Origin of the sequence: Sphingobium salicis subsp. salicis (assembly GCF_049472635.1) — a bacterium.
GTDB lineage: Bacteria > Pseudomonadota > Alphaproteobacteria > Sphingomonadales > Sphingomonadaceae > Sphingobium > Sphingobium yanoikuyae_A.
The window spans coordinates 2,498,029-2,512,618 of the sequence record NZ_JAYRCS010000001.1; the positions used below are offsets into that span (position 1 = coordinate 2,498,029).

Annotated in this window: 16 protein-coding genes; 7 read left to right on the top strand and 9 right to left on the bottom strand. The window is 64.1% G+C overall.

The window, feature by feature from the left end; translation table 11 throughout:
* Positions 1-82: 82 nt before the first annotated feature.
* The gene (locus VHN57_RS12110; protein ID WP_423283988.1) at positions 83-979 is read left to right on the top strand and encodes a LysR family transcriptional regulator; all 897 of its coding nucleotides are present in this window, start codon (positions 83-85) and stop codon (positions 977-979) included.
* 2 nt (positions 980-981) lie between these two features.
* On the opposite strand, the gene VHN57_RS12115 is transcribed toward VHN57_RS12110, so the two are convergent.
* Entirely contained in the window at positions 982-1,251 is a 270-nt protein-coding gene (locus VHN57_RS12115; protein ID WP_278987901.1) for a plasmid stabilization protein, read from the bottom strand.
* Positions 1,252-1,355: 104 nt separating this feature from the next.
* Here VHN57_RS12115 and VHN57_RS12120 point away from each other — a divergent pair, with 104 nt between their 5' ends.
* The 5 genes from VHN57_RS12120 (at position 1,356) to VHN57_RS12140 (ending at position 4,866) form a co-directional block, all read left to right on the top strand.
* Positions 1,356-1,715, top strand: a complete 360-nt coding sequence (locus VHN57_RS12120) for a hypothetical protein (protein WP_037518903.1) — start codon at positions 1,356-1,358, stop codon at positions 1,713-1,715.
* Positions 1,712-1,954, top strand: coding sequence for a hypothetical protein (locus tag VHN57_RS12125; protein ID WP_169860400.1), 243 nt, complete (start codon positions 1,712-1,714; stop codon positions 1,952-1,954). The genes VHN57_RS12120 and VHN57_RS12125 overlap by 4 nt, the downstream gene beginning before the upstream one ends.
* Before the next feature lie 118 nt (positions 1,955-2,072).
* The gene (locus tag VHN57_RS12130) at positions 2,073-3,002 is read left to right on the top strand and encodes a DUF808 domain-containing protein (protein WP_169860399.1); all 930 of its coding nucleotides are present in this window, start codon (positions 2,073-2,075) and stop codon (positions 3,000-3,002) included.
* Positions 3,003-3,121: 119 nt separating this feature from the next.
* Entirely contained in the window at positions 3,122-4,432 is a 1,311-nt protein-coding gene (locus VHN57_RS12135; protein ID WP_107917692.1) for an MATE family efflux transporter, read from the top strand.
* A gap of 113 nt (positions 4,433-4,545) precedes the next feature.
* Complete coding sequence (locus tag VHN57_RS12140; protein WP_004212065.1) at positions 4,546-4,866, top strand: WYL domain-containing protein; 321 nt, start codon at positions 4,546-4,548, stop codon at positions 4,864-4,866.
* A 66-nt stretch (positions 4,867-4,932) separates the two neighbouring features.
* Here VHN57_RS12140 and VHN57_RS12145 read toward each other — a convergent pair whose 3' ends face one another.
* Both VHN57_RS12145 and VHN57_RS12150 read right to left on the bottom strand, forming a co-directional pair.
* Positions 4,933-5,703 (bottom strand): ABC transporter permease, encoded by a 771-nt coding sequence (locus tag VHN57_RS12145; protein WP_159366546.1) that lies wholly within the window; start codon positions 5,701-5,703, stop codon positions 4,933-4,935.
* On the bottom strand, positions 5,700-6,632 hold the full coding sequence (locus VHN57_RS12150) for an ABC transporter ATP-binding protein (RefSeq protein ID WP_037507883.1): 933 nt from the start codon (positions 6,630-6,632) through the stop codon (positions 5,700-5,702). Before VHN57_RS12150 ends, VHN57_RS12145 begins: the two co-directional genes overlap by 4 nt.
* A 159-nt stretch (positions 6,633-6,791) precedes the next feature.
* Here VHN57_RS12150 and VHN57_RS12155 point away from each other — a divergent pair, with 159 nt between their 5' ends.
* Positions 6,792-7,424, top strand: coding sequence for an RcnB family protein (locus VHN57_RS12155; RefSeq protein ID WP_097382723.1), 633 nt, complete (start codon positions 6,792-6,794; stop codon positions 7,422-7,424).
* Between the two features lie 54 nt (positions 7,425-7,478).
* Here the strand turns inward: VHN57_RS12155 and VHN57_RS12160 are convergent, their stop codons facing one another.
* The 6 genes from VHN57_RS12160 to folE form a co-directional block, all read right to left on the bottom strand.
* On the bottom strand, positions 7,479-8,108 hold the full coding sequence (locus tag VHN57_RS12160) for a class I SAM-dependent methyltransferase (RefSeq protein WP_278986078.1): 630 nt from the start codon (positions 8,106-8,108) through the stop codon (positions 7,479-7,481).
* Positions 8,109-8,227: 119 nt separating this feature from the next.
* Positions 8,228-9,469: a dipeptidase gene (locus VHN57_RS12165; RefSeq protein WP_278986079.1), complete on the bottom strand. Its 1,242-nt coding sequence runs from the start codon at positions 9,467-9,469 to the stop codon at positions 8,228-8,230.
* Positions 9,469-11,847 carry a TonB-dependent receptor gene (locus VHN57_RS12170; protein ID WP_278986080.1) on the bottom strand — a complete coding sequence of 793 codons (2,379 nt, stop codon included), beginning with the start codon at positions 11,845-11,847 and terminating at the stop codon, positions 9,469-9,471. Before VHN57_RS12170 ends, VHN57_RS12165 begins: the two co-directional genes overlap by 1 nt.
* Before the next feature lie 346 nt (positions 11,848-12,193).
* A complete protein-coding gene (locus tag VHN57_RS12175; RefSeq protein ID WP_214864517.1) occupies positions 12,194-12,970 on the bottom strand; it encodes an enoyl-CoA hydratase-related protein in 777 nt (258 codons plus the stop codon).
* Positions 12,971-13,054: 84 nt separating this feature from the next.
* Positions 13,055-13,915, bottom strand: a complete 861-nt coding sequence (locus tag VHN57_RS12180) for an SDR family oxidoreductase (RefSeq protein WP_010335387.1) — start codon at positions 13,913-13,915, stop codon at positions 13,055-13,057.
* A complete protein-coding gene (folE, locus tag VHN57_RS12185; protein ID WP_017501203.1) occupies positions 13,912-14,520 on the bottom strand; it encodes a GTP cyclohydrolase I FolE in 609 nt (202 codons plus the stop codon). The genes VHN57_RS12180 and folE overlap by 4 nt, the downstream gene beginning before the upstream one ends.
* Between the last annotated feature and the right edge of the window lie 70 nt (positions 14,521-14,590).

Below are 14,590 nucleotides of genomic sequence, written 5' to 3' on the forward strand. Positions count from 1 at the left end.
GAAATAATGATGGAACGATTATCGCTGTAGACAGCAAAATTGACATCCTTCGTTCCATAATTAGAACGATGGCATGCAGGATATGAATGATCTTCGCCTGTTTGCGGCGGTCGTGACCCATGGCGGCTTTGCCGCCGCCGGCCGCGCGCTGCGCCTGCCCAAGTCGAAGCTCAGCCGACGGGTCGCAGAGCTGGAACAACGGCTGGGCGTGCGGTTGATCGAGCGCTCCTCGCGCCGTTTCCGGGTCACCGAGCTTGGCCTGTCGGTCCATGAGCAGTGCCGCATCGCCGTGGCCGCCGCGGAACGCGCCGAAGCCCTGGTTGAATCCAGCCTCAGCGAACCCAGGGGCACCGTCCGTTTTTCCTGCCCGACCGGCCTCACCCCGTTCGTCGCCGCCCTATTGCCCGATTTCCTGACCCTCTATCCCAAGGGCCATGTCCAGATCGTCGCGGTCGACCGCCCCGTCGACCTGATCGGCGAGCAGATCGACGTCGCCTTGCGCGTGCGCACCCGATTGGACACCGACGCGGAACTCACGATGCGCACCCTGGCGCGCAGCCGCCGTATTTTGGTCGCCAGCCCCGCGCTCGCCAATCAGGTCGCCGGACAGGATATTGATGCCCTGCATAGCCTGCCGACGCTCAGTTCATCGGGAGAGGATGGCGTGGTGAGCTGGCATCTCGAAGGCCCCGATGGCGGAACACGCGTGATCGAGCATCACCCGCGCCTGAGCTGCGGCGATTTCGAAACCATCCGCCGCGCCGCCATTGCCGGGCTAGGCGTAGCGTTGCTGCCCGATCATGTCTGCATGGCCGACCTGCGCTCGGGCGCGCTGGCGCTGCCGTTCCCAGAATGGCAGGCGCAGGAGGGGATCGTCCACCTCGTCTTTACCACCCGCACCGGGCTGCCGCCGCTGGTGCGCGCCTGGATCGATCATCTCGCCGCCCATTTCAGCAACGGCGATATCTTCTCGCCCTGATTTCAGCCCTGCGCCCGGCGACGGCGCGTTTCCCAGCCCTTCTTCGCCGCAGCCGACCGATCGGCCGCCTTGCGCCGGTCCGCGGCATGGCTGTCGGGCTTGCCCCGCCCCGATCCCGACAGGTTGCCCCCGCCCGAATCCTTGTTCACCGTGGCCCAGGCCCGCGCCTCCGCTTCGTCATGCGACATGCCACGCTCTTCATAGCTTTGCGCGATATGCGCGGCCTTGCGCTTCTGCTTGCCAGTGTAACGATCCTTGTCGCCTCTGGGCATGTCTGCCTCCTTTTTTCGTCCCATATCGGTTCAAATACCGAGGGGCGTTTCCCGAAGATTGCCATTAAGTTGCATGGCGAGAAAATGAGGAACGGAGAGTCGCCATGAACGTTCCGGACATCATGGAGCAACGTAGCCTGCTTGAGCGCCTCGCCCGACATCTCGCCGCCGGGGCAACACATAACTGGCCCTATTGGGTCGAGGATGCCGCCAGCATATTGGCGATGCTCAAGGAGCCCGATCCCGCCATGCGCGAGACCGGCGACGTAACCGCTTGGCAGGCGATGATCGATACCGCCCTGCAACAGCGCTGGACCATCTTTCCGCCCGGCATGACCGGCGCGGACGAGGATCATGCCGGCAGCGCGGACGAAGAGGGCGAAATTCGCCTCTCGCCCGAGGCTATCGACCAGGACGCCGCCAAGTGGGTCCATCTCCACAGTGCGTCGAAGGAGACACCATGAAGGGATTGTTGAAGCTGGCCTTTCTGACCGGCCTGGGCGCCGTTGCCTGGAAGAGCCTGAAGGAACGCGCCGGCAAGGATGATGGTGCCACCGCCGATGATCCGGACGATCGCGGCCCGGTCGGCTCGTCCGGTATCGTCCGCGACGCCGGGCCGCAGGCGGACGACAGCGATTGGGACATGGTCGATGAACAGTCCGACGAATCCTTCCCCGCCAGCGATCCGCCTGGCAATTACTGATATCGCCGACGCCTGGTCACGAACCGGCAATCATCGCTCCATTGCCCCCACCCTGCCCGCGCATTAAGAAGCGCGCACGGATGATATCCATCCGTTTCAACAGGGGAATTATTCAACCATGCCTTCGGGTCTGATCGCGCTGCTCGACGATGTTGCCGGTATCGCCAAGATGGCGGCCACGTCGCTGGACGATGTCGCCGCTGCTGCCGGCAAGGCCGGCACAAAGGCCGCCGGCGTCGTCATCGACGATACTGCCGTGACACCCAACTATGTCATGGGCCTGTCGCCCGACCGCGAACTGCCGATCATCTGGAAGATCGCACGCGGATCGCTGCGCAACAAATTGCTGTTCCTGCTGCCGGCGGCACTGGCGCTCAGCGCCTTTGCCCCCTGGCTGCTGCCGCCGCTGCTGATGCTCGGCGGCGCCTTCCTGTGCTTCGAGGCGGCGGAGAAGCTGCTGGAGGCGATCCAGGGCGGCCATGACGAGGTGGCGGATGCCGCCGCAACCCTCACTTCCAAGGAACTGGAGGACCAGAAGGTCTCCAGCGCTATCCGCACCGACTTCATCCTGTCGGGCGAGATCATGGCGATTGCGCTCGGCACTGTCGCCAGCGAGCCGATCTGGGAACAGGCGATCATCCTGGTCGTCGTCGCCATCGCGATCACCGCCGGCGTCTATGGCGTGGTCGGCTTCATCGTGAAGATGGACGATATCGGCCTGCACCTCGCCCAACGCAGTGGCGCGGCGACGCGCGCCATCGGGCGCGGCCTGGTAAAGGCAATGCCGGTCGTGATGAGCGTGCTGGGCGTCGTGGGTACGGCGGCGATGCTGTGGGTCGGCGGCGGCCTGATTGTCCATGGCCTGCACGAATTTCACTGGGATCTGATCCCCGGCACGATCCATCATCTGGCGCAAGGCGCCGCCCAAGCCGTGCCCGCGATCGGTCCGGTGATCGACTGGCTGGTGAATGCGATCGGCGCGGGCATTGTCGGGCTGGTGATCGGCGGCATCATCGTTGCCGTGCTGCATCTGTTCAAGAAGCACTGAGGCGATTAAGGGGAGCGCCCGCGCCTTTGCCGGCGCTTCCCTCGCTCCGGACTTTCCAAGTGACCCAATCTTCCCCCTGGCGCATCGAGGCGCGCGCGCTAATCACGCTCGCCATTCCCATGATTGCGGGCAATGTTGCCTGGTCGGGGATCGCCGCGACCGACCTGCTGCTCGTCGGTCGATTGGGCGCGGAAGCGGTCGCCGCCGGGGCGTTGGCGATCAACCTGTTCAACGCGCTGCTGATCTTCGGCCTTGGCCTCGTCACGGCCGCCGCGCCGTTGATTGCCAGCGAACGCGGCCGTCGCCGCCATTCGGTGCGCGACGTGCGCCGCACCGTCCACCAGACGCTGCGCGCCGCCGCCTTCTTCGTGCTGCCGGCCTGGCTGATCCTGTGGCATTGCGAGGCGATATTGCGCGCCATGGGCCAGGAGCCCGATCTGGCGCGCGAAGCCGGCCATCTGATGCGCGGCATGCAATGGGCGCTGCTGCCCTTCCTCTGCTTCACCACGCTGCGCAACTTCATCTCGGCACTGGAGCGCCCGCTCTGGGGCCTCATCATCATGCTGCTTGCCATCCCGTTCAACGTGCTGGTCGGCTGGGCGCTGATCTTCGGCCATCTGGGCCTGCCCGCGCTCGGCCTGCTGGGCGCCGGCATCGCCAGCACCCTCTCTTCCACCTTCCTGTTCCTGGGCCTGCTGACCGTCATCCTGGTCGATCGCCGCTTCCGCCGCTATCGGCTGATGGGCCGCTTCTGGACGCGCGACCGCGACCGGCAGCGGGCGGTCTGGACGCTGGGCCTGCCGATCGCGATCACGCTGGGGCTGGAAGTCACCGTGTTCAACGCCTCGGCCTTCCTGATGGGACTGATCGACCGGGAATCGCTCGCCGCCCATGCCGTGGCGATCCAGATCGCCTCGCTGGTCTTCATGGTGCCGATGGGCATTGGTCAGGCCGCGACCGTGCGCGTCGGCGTCGCCTATGGCCGATCAGATCCCGCCGCGATCGGCCGGGCCGGCTGGCTGGCGCTGATCGTCGGCACCGGCTTCGCCATGGCGGCTGCGCTGATGCTGGTCCTGATCCCGCGACCGCTGGTGTCGATCTTCCTCGACGTCCATGATCCGGCCAATCTCGCCACCGCCAATCTGGCGGTCAGCTTCCTGGCGGTCGCCGCGCTGTTCCAGCTGGTCGATGCTGCCCAGGCCGTCGGCGCCGGCGTGCTGCGCGGCATCCAGGATACCAAGGTGCCAATGATCTTCGCCCTGTTCGGCTACTGGATCATCGGTATCGGCGTCGGCGCCCTGCTCGCTTTCCCGATGGGGCTGCATGGCGTGGGCATCTGGTTCGGCCTGGCTGCGGGCCTCGGCACGGTGGCGATCCTGCTGATCGCGCGCTGGTCGCTGCGCGATCGGCTGGGGCTGGTTCTGCGCTAGGAAAACGGCCGCACAATTCGTCTTGAAAATCCGGCCGGTTGCACGGCAGGCACATGGTGCGACGCACAAAGCAATTGAAACAGGGCCGTGTTTCTTGATATGGGCGGCCCATCATGGACTCTCCGACCCCTATCTTCGAAGCGATCGCGCTTCAGAAGTGCCTCAAGGCGACCTATAACAAGATGGTCGTCACGCTGGCCCCGCACATCCTCTACACGCGCCATGACGAGATGTTCATGGACGCCGTGACCACCGACCGCGACGGCCGCCCGCCGCGCGAGCTGAAGCTGGGCACGTTCAAGCTGGCGGGCCTGAGCGATGTCGAGATACTGGACGAGACGTTCGAGGCGATGCACGGCCTCTATGACCAGGGCGACGACAAATATAAGGGCGTGACCCTGTTCGCGGTCGATCCGCAGAGCGCCGCCGCCTGATCGGCATTGGCATCGCATCGACCCGAATGAAGAAGGGCGGCCATTGGCCGCCCTTTTCTTTTATCGTTATTTCTTCAGCCGATAGCCGGTGCGGAACACCCAGGCGATGATGCCGAGGCATAGCGCCAGCATTCCGCCCACGAACAACAGGCTGAACTCGATCCCGACATCGCCCTTGCCAAAGAAGGTCCAGCGAAAGCCCGAGATCAGATAGACGATCGGGTTGAACAAGGTGATCGTGCGCCACGGTTCGGCCAGCATGTGGATCGAGTAGAAGGCGCCACCCAGGAAGGTCATCGGCGTGATGATCAGCAGCGGGATCACCTGCAACTGTTCGAACCCCTGCGCCCAGATGCCCAGGATGAAGCCGAACAGGCAGAAGCTGACCGCGATCAGCAGCATGAAGCCGACCATGGCGAAGGGATGGGCGACCGGCAGATCGACGAACAGATGCGCCGTGGCAAAGATGATGAAGCCGACGATCAGCGCCTTGGTCGCCGCTGCGCCGACATAGGCGATCACCGTCTCCATCGCCGATACCGGCGCCGATAGCAGCTCATAGATGGTGCCGGTGAATTTGGGCATGTAGATGCCGAAGCTGGCGTTGAAGATGCTCTCCGTGAACATCGACATCATGATGAGGCCCGGCACGATAAAGGCGGCATAGGGAATGCCGTCGATCTCGGTCATGCGTGATCCGATCGCCCCGCCGAACACGATGAAATAGAGCGATGTGGTGATGACCGGGACCAGCAGGCCGGTCAGCCAGGTGCGCCGGAACCGGTGCAGCTCGAACTTGTAGATGGCGGCGACCGCGCGCAGATTCGGGCCGTTCATGCCGCTTTCTCCTGATGGACCAGGCTCACGAAAATATCCTCCAGGCTGCTCTGCCGCGTGTTGAGATCCTTGTAGCCGATGCCGAGATCGCCCAGCTTGCGCAGCAGCGAGGAGACGCCGGTGCGTTCGGCGCGGGTGTCGAACAGATATTCGATCTCCTGCCCCTGCGCCTTGAGCGCCACATCCCAGTCGGCCAGTTCGGGCGGCAGCGCCTCGATCGGCTCGGCCAGCATGATCGACAGCGTCTTCTTGCCCAGCTTCTCCATCAGCGCCGTCTTGTCCTCGACCAGCATCAACTGGCCATGGTTAATCACCCCCACCCGGTCGGCCATTTCCTCGGCCTCCTCGATATAATGGGTGGTCAGGATGATGGTGACGCCGGTCTGGCGCAGTTCGCCGATCAGCTTCCACATGTCGCGGCGCAGTTCGACATCGACACCAGCGGTCGGCTCGTCGAGGAACAGCACGCGCGGCTCATGGCTCAGCGCCTTGGCGATCATCACCCGGCGCTTCATGCCGCCGGACAATTCGCGGATCTTGTTGTGGCGCTTGTCCCATAGCGACAGGTCGCGCAGCACCTTTTCGACATAGGCGTCGTTGCGCGGCTTGCCGAACAGGCCACGGCTGAAGGTGACGGTATCGATCACCCGCTCGAACTGATCGGTATTCAGCTCCTGCGGCACCAGTCCGATCGCAGCGCGCGCGCCGCGATAGTCGCGGATGATGTCATGGCCGGCGACCGTCACGGTGCCGCCAGAGGGGCGGACATTGGCGCAGATGATCGAGATCATCGTCGTCTTGCCCGCGCCATTGGGGCCGAGCAGCGCGAAAATCTCGCCCTCCTCGATATTCAGGTCGACGCCCTTGAGCGCCTGAAAGCCCGACGCATAGCTTTTCGTCAGGCCCTTGATTTCGATGATGGATGCCATGCGGCAGCGCCCCCTTTCCTTGTGTCGGCAAGATAGGAGGCGGACCGCGCCATGCAACCGGCAGCGCGGCAAATAGCGAAGCAGGGCAACATATTGGAAAAAGATTGAAGCCGGTAATGAGCGGGCATAGGCTTGACGCCCCACCATGTGGAGAAGGCTATGAAAAAGGCAATTCTCTATCTGTCGATCGCGTTGATCGTCGTTCCCGATATCGCCATTGCCCAGCAGGGCGGCCGACCACCATCAGGCGGCGGCGCTCGACCATCTCCGTCCACGCGCCCTGCCCCCGCCCCCTCACGCCCCGGCGGATCAGTGCAGCCTTCCCGCCCCGGCGGTCCGTCGACACAGCCGTCCCGGCCCGGTGCTTCTCGCCCGCAACCGCCCCGCCCCGGACAGCCTTCGCCCGGTCCGGGCCAGCCAGGTGGACCGGCAGTTCAACCATCCCGACCGGGTGGCCCTTCACCGCAGCCGCCCCGTCCCGGTGGTCCCGGCGTCCAGCCACCACGGCCAGGCCAGCCGCATCGCCCCGGCGCCGGCCGTCCGCCCAATTTCCGGCCGATCCCCGGCCCGGCCTTCCGCTATCCCTATGGCTATCGCTATCGCCGCTGGACGGTCGGCCTGTTCCTGCCGGCGGTCTTCTTCTCCAGCTATTATTATTACAATGACTATTGGCGCCTGGGCCTGGGCGCGCCGCCCTATGGCTATCGCTGGGTGCGCTATGGCCCCGACCTACTGCTGGTCGAGGTCCGATCGCGCCGCGTGGTCGATGTCGTCTACGGCGCCTTCTACTGAGGCAGAAACAGGAAGGGCCGCATCATGCGATGCGGCCCTTTTCTCTTGCCCCGATCATTCGCCCCGTCGGGTGAAGCGGAAGACGGTTGCCGGCGGGAAATTGCGCACCGTATGGCCGGCGCGGACAACTTCCAGGCCCAACTGGTCCAGCACCGCGCGGCTGACCGGCGGGCGCGTGGAATAGGTGAATTGCACCAGGCTACCGCCCGGCTTCAGCATGCGGAAGGCTTCGGACAATATGTCGATATGCATCCCGCGGTCCATCGCCAGCAGCGGCAGGCCGCTAACCACGGTCTGATAGTCGCCAGGGCCACCGGCGGCCGCGACAGAGACGATCTGCGCCGGCGTCTCCAGGATCGAGACATGGGGAAAATGACGCCGCAGTCCGCGCGCGAAGGCGGGGTTGATCTCCACCACCTCCAGCATGTCGGCGGCAAGCCCGGTTTCCAGGATGGCGCGGGTGAAGACGCCCGTGCCCCCGCCCAGTTCCAGCACGCGGCCGCCCTGCGGATCAATGTCGGCCACCATCAGCCGCGCCAGATAGCGGCTGCTGGGCACGACCGAGGCGGTCTGCCGGGGCTTCTTCACCCAGGCGGCGAGGAAATCGAGATATTCGGTGGCGCGGGCGCGAAACTCGCTGTTCGGCAGGGCGATTGCCCGGCTGCGCTTCGGCTTGTGCTGCATGGGCGAAATGCGACCGCTCCTTTCTGGTGCCGACTCCCCTTAGCGGGCCGGAGCGCCCCCGTCGATTGGCTTAACAAGATTTCATGCCGGACCAGCAACGGCCGGTCCGGCACAAGTCCTTATTTCTGCTTGCCCGCTTCGGCCGCGGCCAGCACGCGCAGGACATTGCCGGACCAGATTTTCTGTACGTCAGCCTCGCTATAACCGGCCTTCAGCAGGGCGTCGGTGATCTTGGGCAGATCGACCACATCCTCCATGCCGACGACGCCGCCGCCGCCGTCCCAATCGAGGCCGATGCCGACATGATCGGGGCCGACGACCTTCAGCGCGTGCAGCATATGCGCCATGAAATCGTCGAAGGTCGGCCGGTCGGTATCGGGATAGAGCCTGTCGATCTCCTGCCGCTTGGCGAGCATCACGGCCCGCGCCTCGGGCGAAACCTTGGCGCCCTCCCGCATCTGACTGTAAAGCGCCATGAGCGCCTTCTGCCGCTCGGGATTGGGCTTGGACGCGCGCAGATAGGCGCCATAGGCGTTCATCTGGATCACGCCGCCCTTGGCCGCCAGCGCCTTCAGATGATCGTCATCGATGTTGCGCGGATGGTCATAGACGGCCTTGCAGCCCGAATGGGTCAGCAGCACCGGCGTGGTCGACAGCGCCAGCAGATCGTCCAGCACCTGGTCTGAGCTGTGCGAGGCGTCGGGCACGATGCCGAGCCGGTTCATCTCCTTCAGCAATTCCTTGCCGAGCGGGCTGAGGCCGCCATAGCGCGGCTTCTTCGACGGATCGGTCGAGCTGTCGGCGAACTGGTTATGCGCAAAATGGGCAAAGCCCGACACGCGCACGCCCATGTCGTAGAATGTCTTGATCAGCGAGACATCCTCGCCCAGCGGATAGGCATTTTCGATCGACATATAGACGATACGCTTGCCCGCCGCGGCGATCGGCGCGGCGTCCTTCGCCTCCAGCGCCAGCGTGAAATTGTCGGGGTCGGCCGCCACCATCGATCGGATCGACATGCCACGCAACAACGCGAAATCGCGCGCCTTGCGGAAGCCCTCGATCGTCAGCGGTCCCTGCCCAGTGTAGATCGCCCAGAAACCGCCGTCTAGGCCGCCCTTCTTCATCCGCGGCAGGTCGACCTGGGTATAGTCGCTATGGACGCCATGCTCATCCTCGATCGACCAGTCGGGCAGGTCGAGCGATGCCGGGGTATCGAGATGGCTGTCGAGCGTGATCAGCTTCTGGTGCAGCTGATAGACCTGTTTCGACACGCCTCCCGTCGCAGATTTTGGCTGGGCCTGCGCCGCAATCGGGAGCAGCGCGACCAGCGCTGCCCCCATCAGATAAGCATTCCGCATCAGATTTCGCCCGAAATGGTGAACTGGAAGGTGCGTGGGGACAGCGGCCGGAAGGAACCGTCACCCGTCACCGAGGAGGAGATGTAGGACAGCGTGTCCTTGTCGAAGATATTGTCGACGTTGAAGCGCGCCTTGATGCTCTTCACCGGGCCGAAGCTCCAGCCGTCGCCAATATCCACATAGCCGCTGAACACGGTGTAGGCCGGCACGCTGGAGCCTGCCGTGTTGGTGAAGGTCGACCAGCGCTTCGACGTATATTTGCCGCTGATGTTGGCAACCAGCCAGCTTGCCGGCTCGATCGTGACGCCACCGCTGACGATCCACTTGGCGCTATCGGGGATATATTTGCCGGAGGTCGCATAGGTGACCGACGCGACGATATCGTCCTGGAACTTGGCGTTGTTGTAGGTGACGTTGGCGTTGGCATAGGCAAGGCCGTTGAGGAAGGCCGGCTTGTAGGTGCCGCTGGCTTCCACGCCGTAGGATTCGACCCGGCCGACATTCTGGTAGAAGGTTTCGGTGGTGCTGCCGCCGCCTTCCTGGAAAGTGGTGATCGACTGGATGCGGTTCTTGAACTTGGTGTAGTAGCCCGCGATCGACGCATAGAGCTGCCCCTGGTTTGTGCGGAAGCCGATTTCCATATTCTGCGCGCGTTCCGCCTTGGGCTGGGGCACCAGCGCCGACGTGCCGGTGCGCGTCACCGCATAGATATCATCCATGCCCTTGGGCAGCGCCATCGTCTCGGCATAGGAGGCGAAGATCTGGCTGCGCTCGTTGATCTTGAACAGCAGGCCCGCCATCGGCAGGAACATGTCGCGATAATGGGCCGTGTTATACTGTGGCCCCCAGCCTGCGACCGCCGTGCCACCCACGACGCGATAATAGTCGTCGAAGTCGCGATAGCCGCCAAGGCTGTAGTCCAGCATCAGCCCCTTGAAGCCGGCATCCAGAACCAGCCGGTCATCCATCAGCTTGAGCGTATCCTTCAGGAAGATCTGAAGCGTGTCGCGCTTGGACCGATAGTCGCGGCGCAGATAGACCAACTCGTCCAGATTGGGCTCGCCATCGGGGGCGCCGTCCATCGTGTTGTAGCGCGCCTGGGTGCGGTGATATTTGTCGACTTCGGCCCAGATGCCGCCTTCCACGACATTATTGCCGCTTTCCCAGTGCAGCTTGGTGGTCACGCCATAGCGATCGCCGCCGACGCCCGACCGACCATATTGCACACCCTTGGGCGCGGTCACGTCCAGCCCCGCGGTCGCCTGCGCCGTGTAGCGGCTCAGCGAGTTGGAATAGCTGTCGGGCGAGACGCCATAGCCATTCTTGTCTTCATAATAGAGGGTCGATTCCGCCCACACGCCATCGGCAATACCCAGGTGGAAGGTGCCGCCATAAAGCTTGTCCTTCCGCACGTTGATCGCGAGGTTGTAGACATTGGTGTAGTTGGAATTGGAATAATAGACGCCCGCCGCCGTCGGCGCGAAGCCGGTCGTGGTATTGGGCACATTCTCGATATAGGCGAAGTCGCGGCCGCAAGCGCCGACCACGCTGGTGGCGGTGCAATTATACTGGGCGCGGGTGATCGTCGGCGAGTCATAATCGAAGAAGTCGTTCGACACGAACTTGAAGCGCGCCCAGCTGTCACCGCCCAGATCGGCATGGATCTGGCCTTCCCAATGTTCGCGATCGACCGAACCGGGACCGCGCCACAGGTCGCTGTCCAGCTTGGTGCGGCTGACATAGGCCTTGAACGGCCCCACCCGGCCAGTGCTGGCGCGGATGAAGGTGCGCTTCATATTATTGTCGCCAAAGCTCTGCGACACGAACAGGCCCATCTCCTCTTGCGGGGCGATGCTGTTATACTGCACCACCGGGCCGAGGCTGGAATAGCTGGGCATGCCGACATCGGCGGCGCCGACGGAGGCTTCCACCACGCCCAGATTTTCATTGTCGACATAGCGGAAGACAGGGCTGCCACCGAAGGCGTCGCTGCGGCCGGTCGGAATGCCGTCGACCACGAAGCCGATCTGGTCCAGGTTGAAGGCGCGGGTCTGCACGCTGTTACCAAATTCATAAAGGCCCAGCGCGCCGTCGGTCTGCACGTTGAAGCCGGGCAGCTGCTCCAGCATCTTGAGGCCCGAAATACCCGATGGCGCCGACAGCAGCGCCTCACGCGTCACCGCGACGACATTGCTGACCTTGTCCTCGCCGATGGCTTCGGCCGATTGCGAGATACGACGACCGGTCACGGTGATGCTGTCATTTTCGTCCGTTGGAGCAGCCTCCTGCGCAAAGGCGGCAGTGGATAAGGCACCCGCGCAGCAGGCAAGCAGCAGCGCAGCGCGAGACACGCGACGAACAGACGTAATCGAAGGCATAGAGGCTCCCTGTAGGCCCTGCAAAAGGGCAGTTCGCGCCAATCAGGAGCGCCCGCCCCTTCGGGCTATCGCGCCGTTCCTCCCCGGCCCCTGGCCTGTCGATCATCCCTTCGGGCGAGCGCAGCCATGTCATCCATTTGTCATCTGAAACGAGCCCTTCGGGAAAATCCACCACGCGCTTATGATGATTTCTCAAGCGGAACGAGGCGCGTCAAAGCATTGAGATTTCGCAATCAATGCTCGCTTCCTCGCACGCGCGCACAAAAAATCCTCCCCAGGCCTGGCCTGGGGAGGATCGCAAATTCATCTACTCTCTCCTCGTCGGAGAGGATCGTTCCTGAAGGCCTTATCGCCCCTTCCAGACGCCCGGACGCTTCTCGACAAAGGCGGTCATGCCTTCCTTCTTGTCCTGCGTGGCGGTCAGGATCTGGAACAGGCGGCGCTCGGTCAAAATGCCCTGGGCGAGGTTGGTCTCGAAGGCGATATTGACCATTTCCTTGTTCACCATCGCCGCCATCGGCGGCATCGCCGCAATGGCCGCAGCCGTCTTGAGCGCATCCTCCAGCAACTCGGCCGCCGGCACGATCCGCGCGACCAGACCGGCGCGCTCGGCCTCCTCGGCGCCCATCATCCGGCCGGTCAGGCACATTTCCATCGCCTTGGCCTTGCCCACCGCGCGGGTCAGCCGCTGCGAACCGCCCATGCCCGGCGCCACGCCCAGCTTCACCTCGGGCTGGCCGAACTTGGCAGTGTCGGCCGCCAGGATGAAGTCCGCCATCATCGCCAGTTCGCAGCCGCCGCCCAGCGCAAAGCCAGCAACCGCCGCGATCCACGGCTTGCGAGTGGCGACCACCTTGGTCTGCCAGTCGGAGAAGAAATCCTGCAGGAAGAAATCGGCCGCTTCCTTGTCGACCATCTCCTTGATGTCGGCGCCGGCGGCAAAGGCCTTTTCGCTGCCGGTCAGCACCGCGCAATGCTGGGTCGGGTCGGCATCATAGGCGGCAAAGGCCGCGCCCAGATCCGCGAGCACCTGGCTGTTGAGCGCGTTGAGCGCCTGCGGCCGGTTGAGCGTGATGAGCGTCACCGCGCCCTGCTGTTCCACCAGGATCGTTTCATATGCCATTGCCGTCTCCCTAAGCTGTCAGCGCCGATCTATGTCGGCCAAAAACGGATCGCCAGCCTTTGCAGAGCGGCGATTTTGCCGATCCTATCGGCAAAGATGCATGAAATCCTGATCATAGCTGCGCATATGGGCGCCGCCATCGACATAGAGGGTCTGGCCCGTCACCGCCGTCGCGCCGGCCAGATAGAGCACGGCCTGCGCGATCTGTTCCGCCTGCGGCAGTCGGCCGAGCGGCATCAACTGCTCCAGCCGCGCCATCTGCTCCGCATCATAGTCGGGCGTGGCGATGGTAAGGCCGGGCGCCACCGCATTGACCCGCACCTGCGGCGCCAGGCTGCTGGCCGCCGTCTTCGTCAGGCCGGCCAGCGCCAGCTTGGACAGCGTATAGGCCAGCTGATCGCCATGGGGATGGTCGATCCGCTGGTCGAGGATATTGACGATGCAGCGATCGCCGGTCCCGGCCGGCACCGTCGCGAACGCCTTGGTCAGCATCGCGGGCGCCGCGCAATTGACCGCATAATGGCGCATCAGATCGTCGGCGGTGACGCTGTCGATCCGATCCTGGCCGAAGATCGCCGCGCTGTTGACCAGCAGGTCGGGCGGCCGGCCGAAGCGTTCGGCAACCTGTGCAACCAGTTCCTCGGCCGCTTCGGGATCAGCGAAGTCGACGACGAAACCTTCCCACTCGGCGCCATTTTCCTCCAGCGCGATCGCCAGATGAGAATCCAGCCGCGTGTCATGGCTGCCATGGATGGCGAGCGAATAGCCGGCCTGCGCCAGCGCCGCCGAAATGATGCCGCCCAGCCGGCGATGGCCGCCCGTCACCAGCGCCAGCCGGCGCGAGGCCAGCGGCAAGGGGCCGGTCGGCCCGGCATCCTTCTTCGCACCGCCGATCGGGCGATAGGCGGGCTCGGCGCCCTCCCCCTCTCCGGTCACATCATTCACGAGGCGATGAGCTTCAGCACTTCCTCGCGCGACTTTTCATCGTCGCGGAAGACGCCGAGCATGCGGCTGGTCTTCATGATGACATTGGGGGTGCGCACGCCGCGGCCGGTCATGCAGCCATGGGTCGCCTCGATCACCACGGCGACGCCCTGGGGCTTGAGATTTTCCCAGATGCAGTTGGCGACTTCGGAGGTCAGCCGTTCCTGCACCTGCAGCCGGTTGGCATAGGCGTGCAGCACACGGGCCAGCTTGGAAATGCCGACCACATAGTCGCCCGGCAGATAGGCGATGTGCGCGCGCCCGACGATCGGCGCCATATGATGTTCGCAATGCGACTGGAACGGAATGTCCTTCAGCAGCACGACATCGTCATAGCCGCCCACCTCGTGGAAGATGCGCGAGAGATGATAGGCCGGATCATCATTATAGCCGCGGCAATATTCGCGCCAGGCGCGCGCCACCCGCTCGGGCGTTTCCATCAGCCCTTCGCGCTCGGGCATGTCGCCCGACCAGCGGATGAGGGTGCGGATCGCCTCCGACACTTCGGCCGGGACCGGCTCCTTCGAGCCTTCGCCTACGGTTTCCGCATCGGGATCATATGCCATGAACTGGGCCACTCCATAATTGTTGGCCCCGGCATATGGCGACTGCGTGCCCGTCTGACCAGCCCTTTTG

Excerpts from the sequence above, each read along its gene's own strand:
- VHN57_RS12110 (WP_423283988.1), top strand. The coding sequence starts at position 83 with ATGAATGATCTTCGCCTGTTTGCGGCGGTCGTGACCCATGGCGGCTTT.
- VHN57_RS12115 (WP_278987901.1), bottom strand. The coding sequence starts at position 1,251 with ATGCCCAGAGGCGACAAGGATCGTTACACTGGCAAGCAGAAGCGCAAG.
- VHN57_RS12120 (WP_037518903.1), top strand. The coding sequence starts at position 1,356 with ATGAACGTTCCGGACATCATGGAGCAACGTAGCCTGCTTGAGCGCCTC.
- VHN57_RS12125 (WP_169860400.1), top strand. The coding sequence starts at position 1,712 with ATGAAGGGATTGTTGAAGCTGGCCTTTCTGACCGGCCTGGGCGCCGTT.
- VHN57_RS12130 (WP_169860399.1), top strand. The coding sequence starts at position 2,073 with ATGCCTTCGGGTCTGATCGCGCTGCTCGACGATGTTGCCGGTATCGCC.
- VHN57_RS12135 (WP_107917692.1), top strand. The coding sequence starts at position 3,122 with ATGATTGCGGGCAATGTTGCCTGGTCGGGGATCGCCGCGACCGACCTG.
- VHN57_RS12140 (WP_004212065.1), top strand. The coding sequence starts at position 4,546 with ATGGACTCTCCGACCCCTATCTTCGAAGCGATCGCGCTTCAGAAGTGC.
- VHN57_RS12145 (WP_159366546.1), bottom strand. The coding sequence starts at position 5,703 with ATGAACGGCCCGAATCTGCGCGCGGTCGCCGCCATCTACAAGTTCGAG.
- VHN57_RS12150 (WP_037507883.1), bottom strand. The coding sequence starts at position 6,632 with ATGGCATCCATCATCGAAATCAAGGGCCTGACGAAAAGCTATGCGTCG.
- VHN57_RS12155 (WP_097382723.1), top strand. The coding sequence starts at position 6,792 with ATGAAAAAGGCAATTCTCTATCTGTCGATCGCGTTGATCGTCGTTCCC.
- VHN57_RS12160 (WP_278986078.1), bottom strand. The coding sequence starts at position 8,108 with ATGCAGCACAAGCCGAAGCGCAGCCGGGCAATCGCCCTGCCGAACAGC.
- VHN57_RS12165 (WP_278986079.1), bottom strand. The coding sequence starts at position 9,469 with ATGCGGAATGCTTATCTGATGGGGGCAGCGCTGGTCGCGCTGCTCCCG.
- VHN57_RS12170 (WP_278986080.1), bottom strand. The coding sequence starts at position 11,847 with ATGCCTTCGATTACGTCTGTTCGTCGCGTGTCTCGCGCTGCGCTGCTG.
- VHN57_RS12175 (WP_214864517.1), bottom strand. The coding sequence starts at position 12,970 with ATGGCATATGAAACGATCCTGGTGGAACAGCAGGGCGCGGTGACGCTC.
- folE (WP_017501203.1), bottom strand. The coding sequence starts at position 14,520 with ATGGCATATGATCCCGATGCGGAAACCGTAGGCGAAGGCTCGAAGGAG.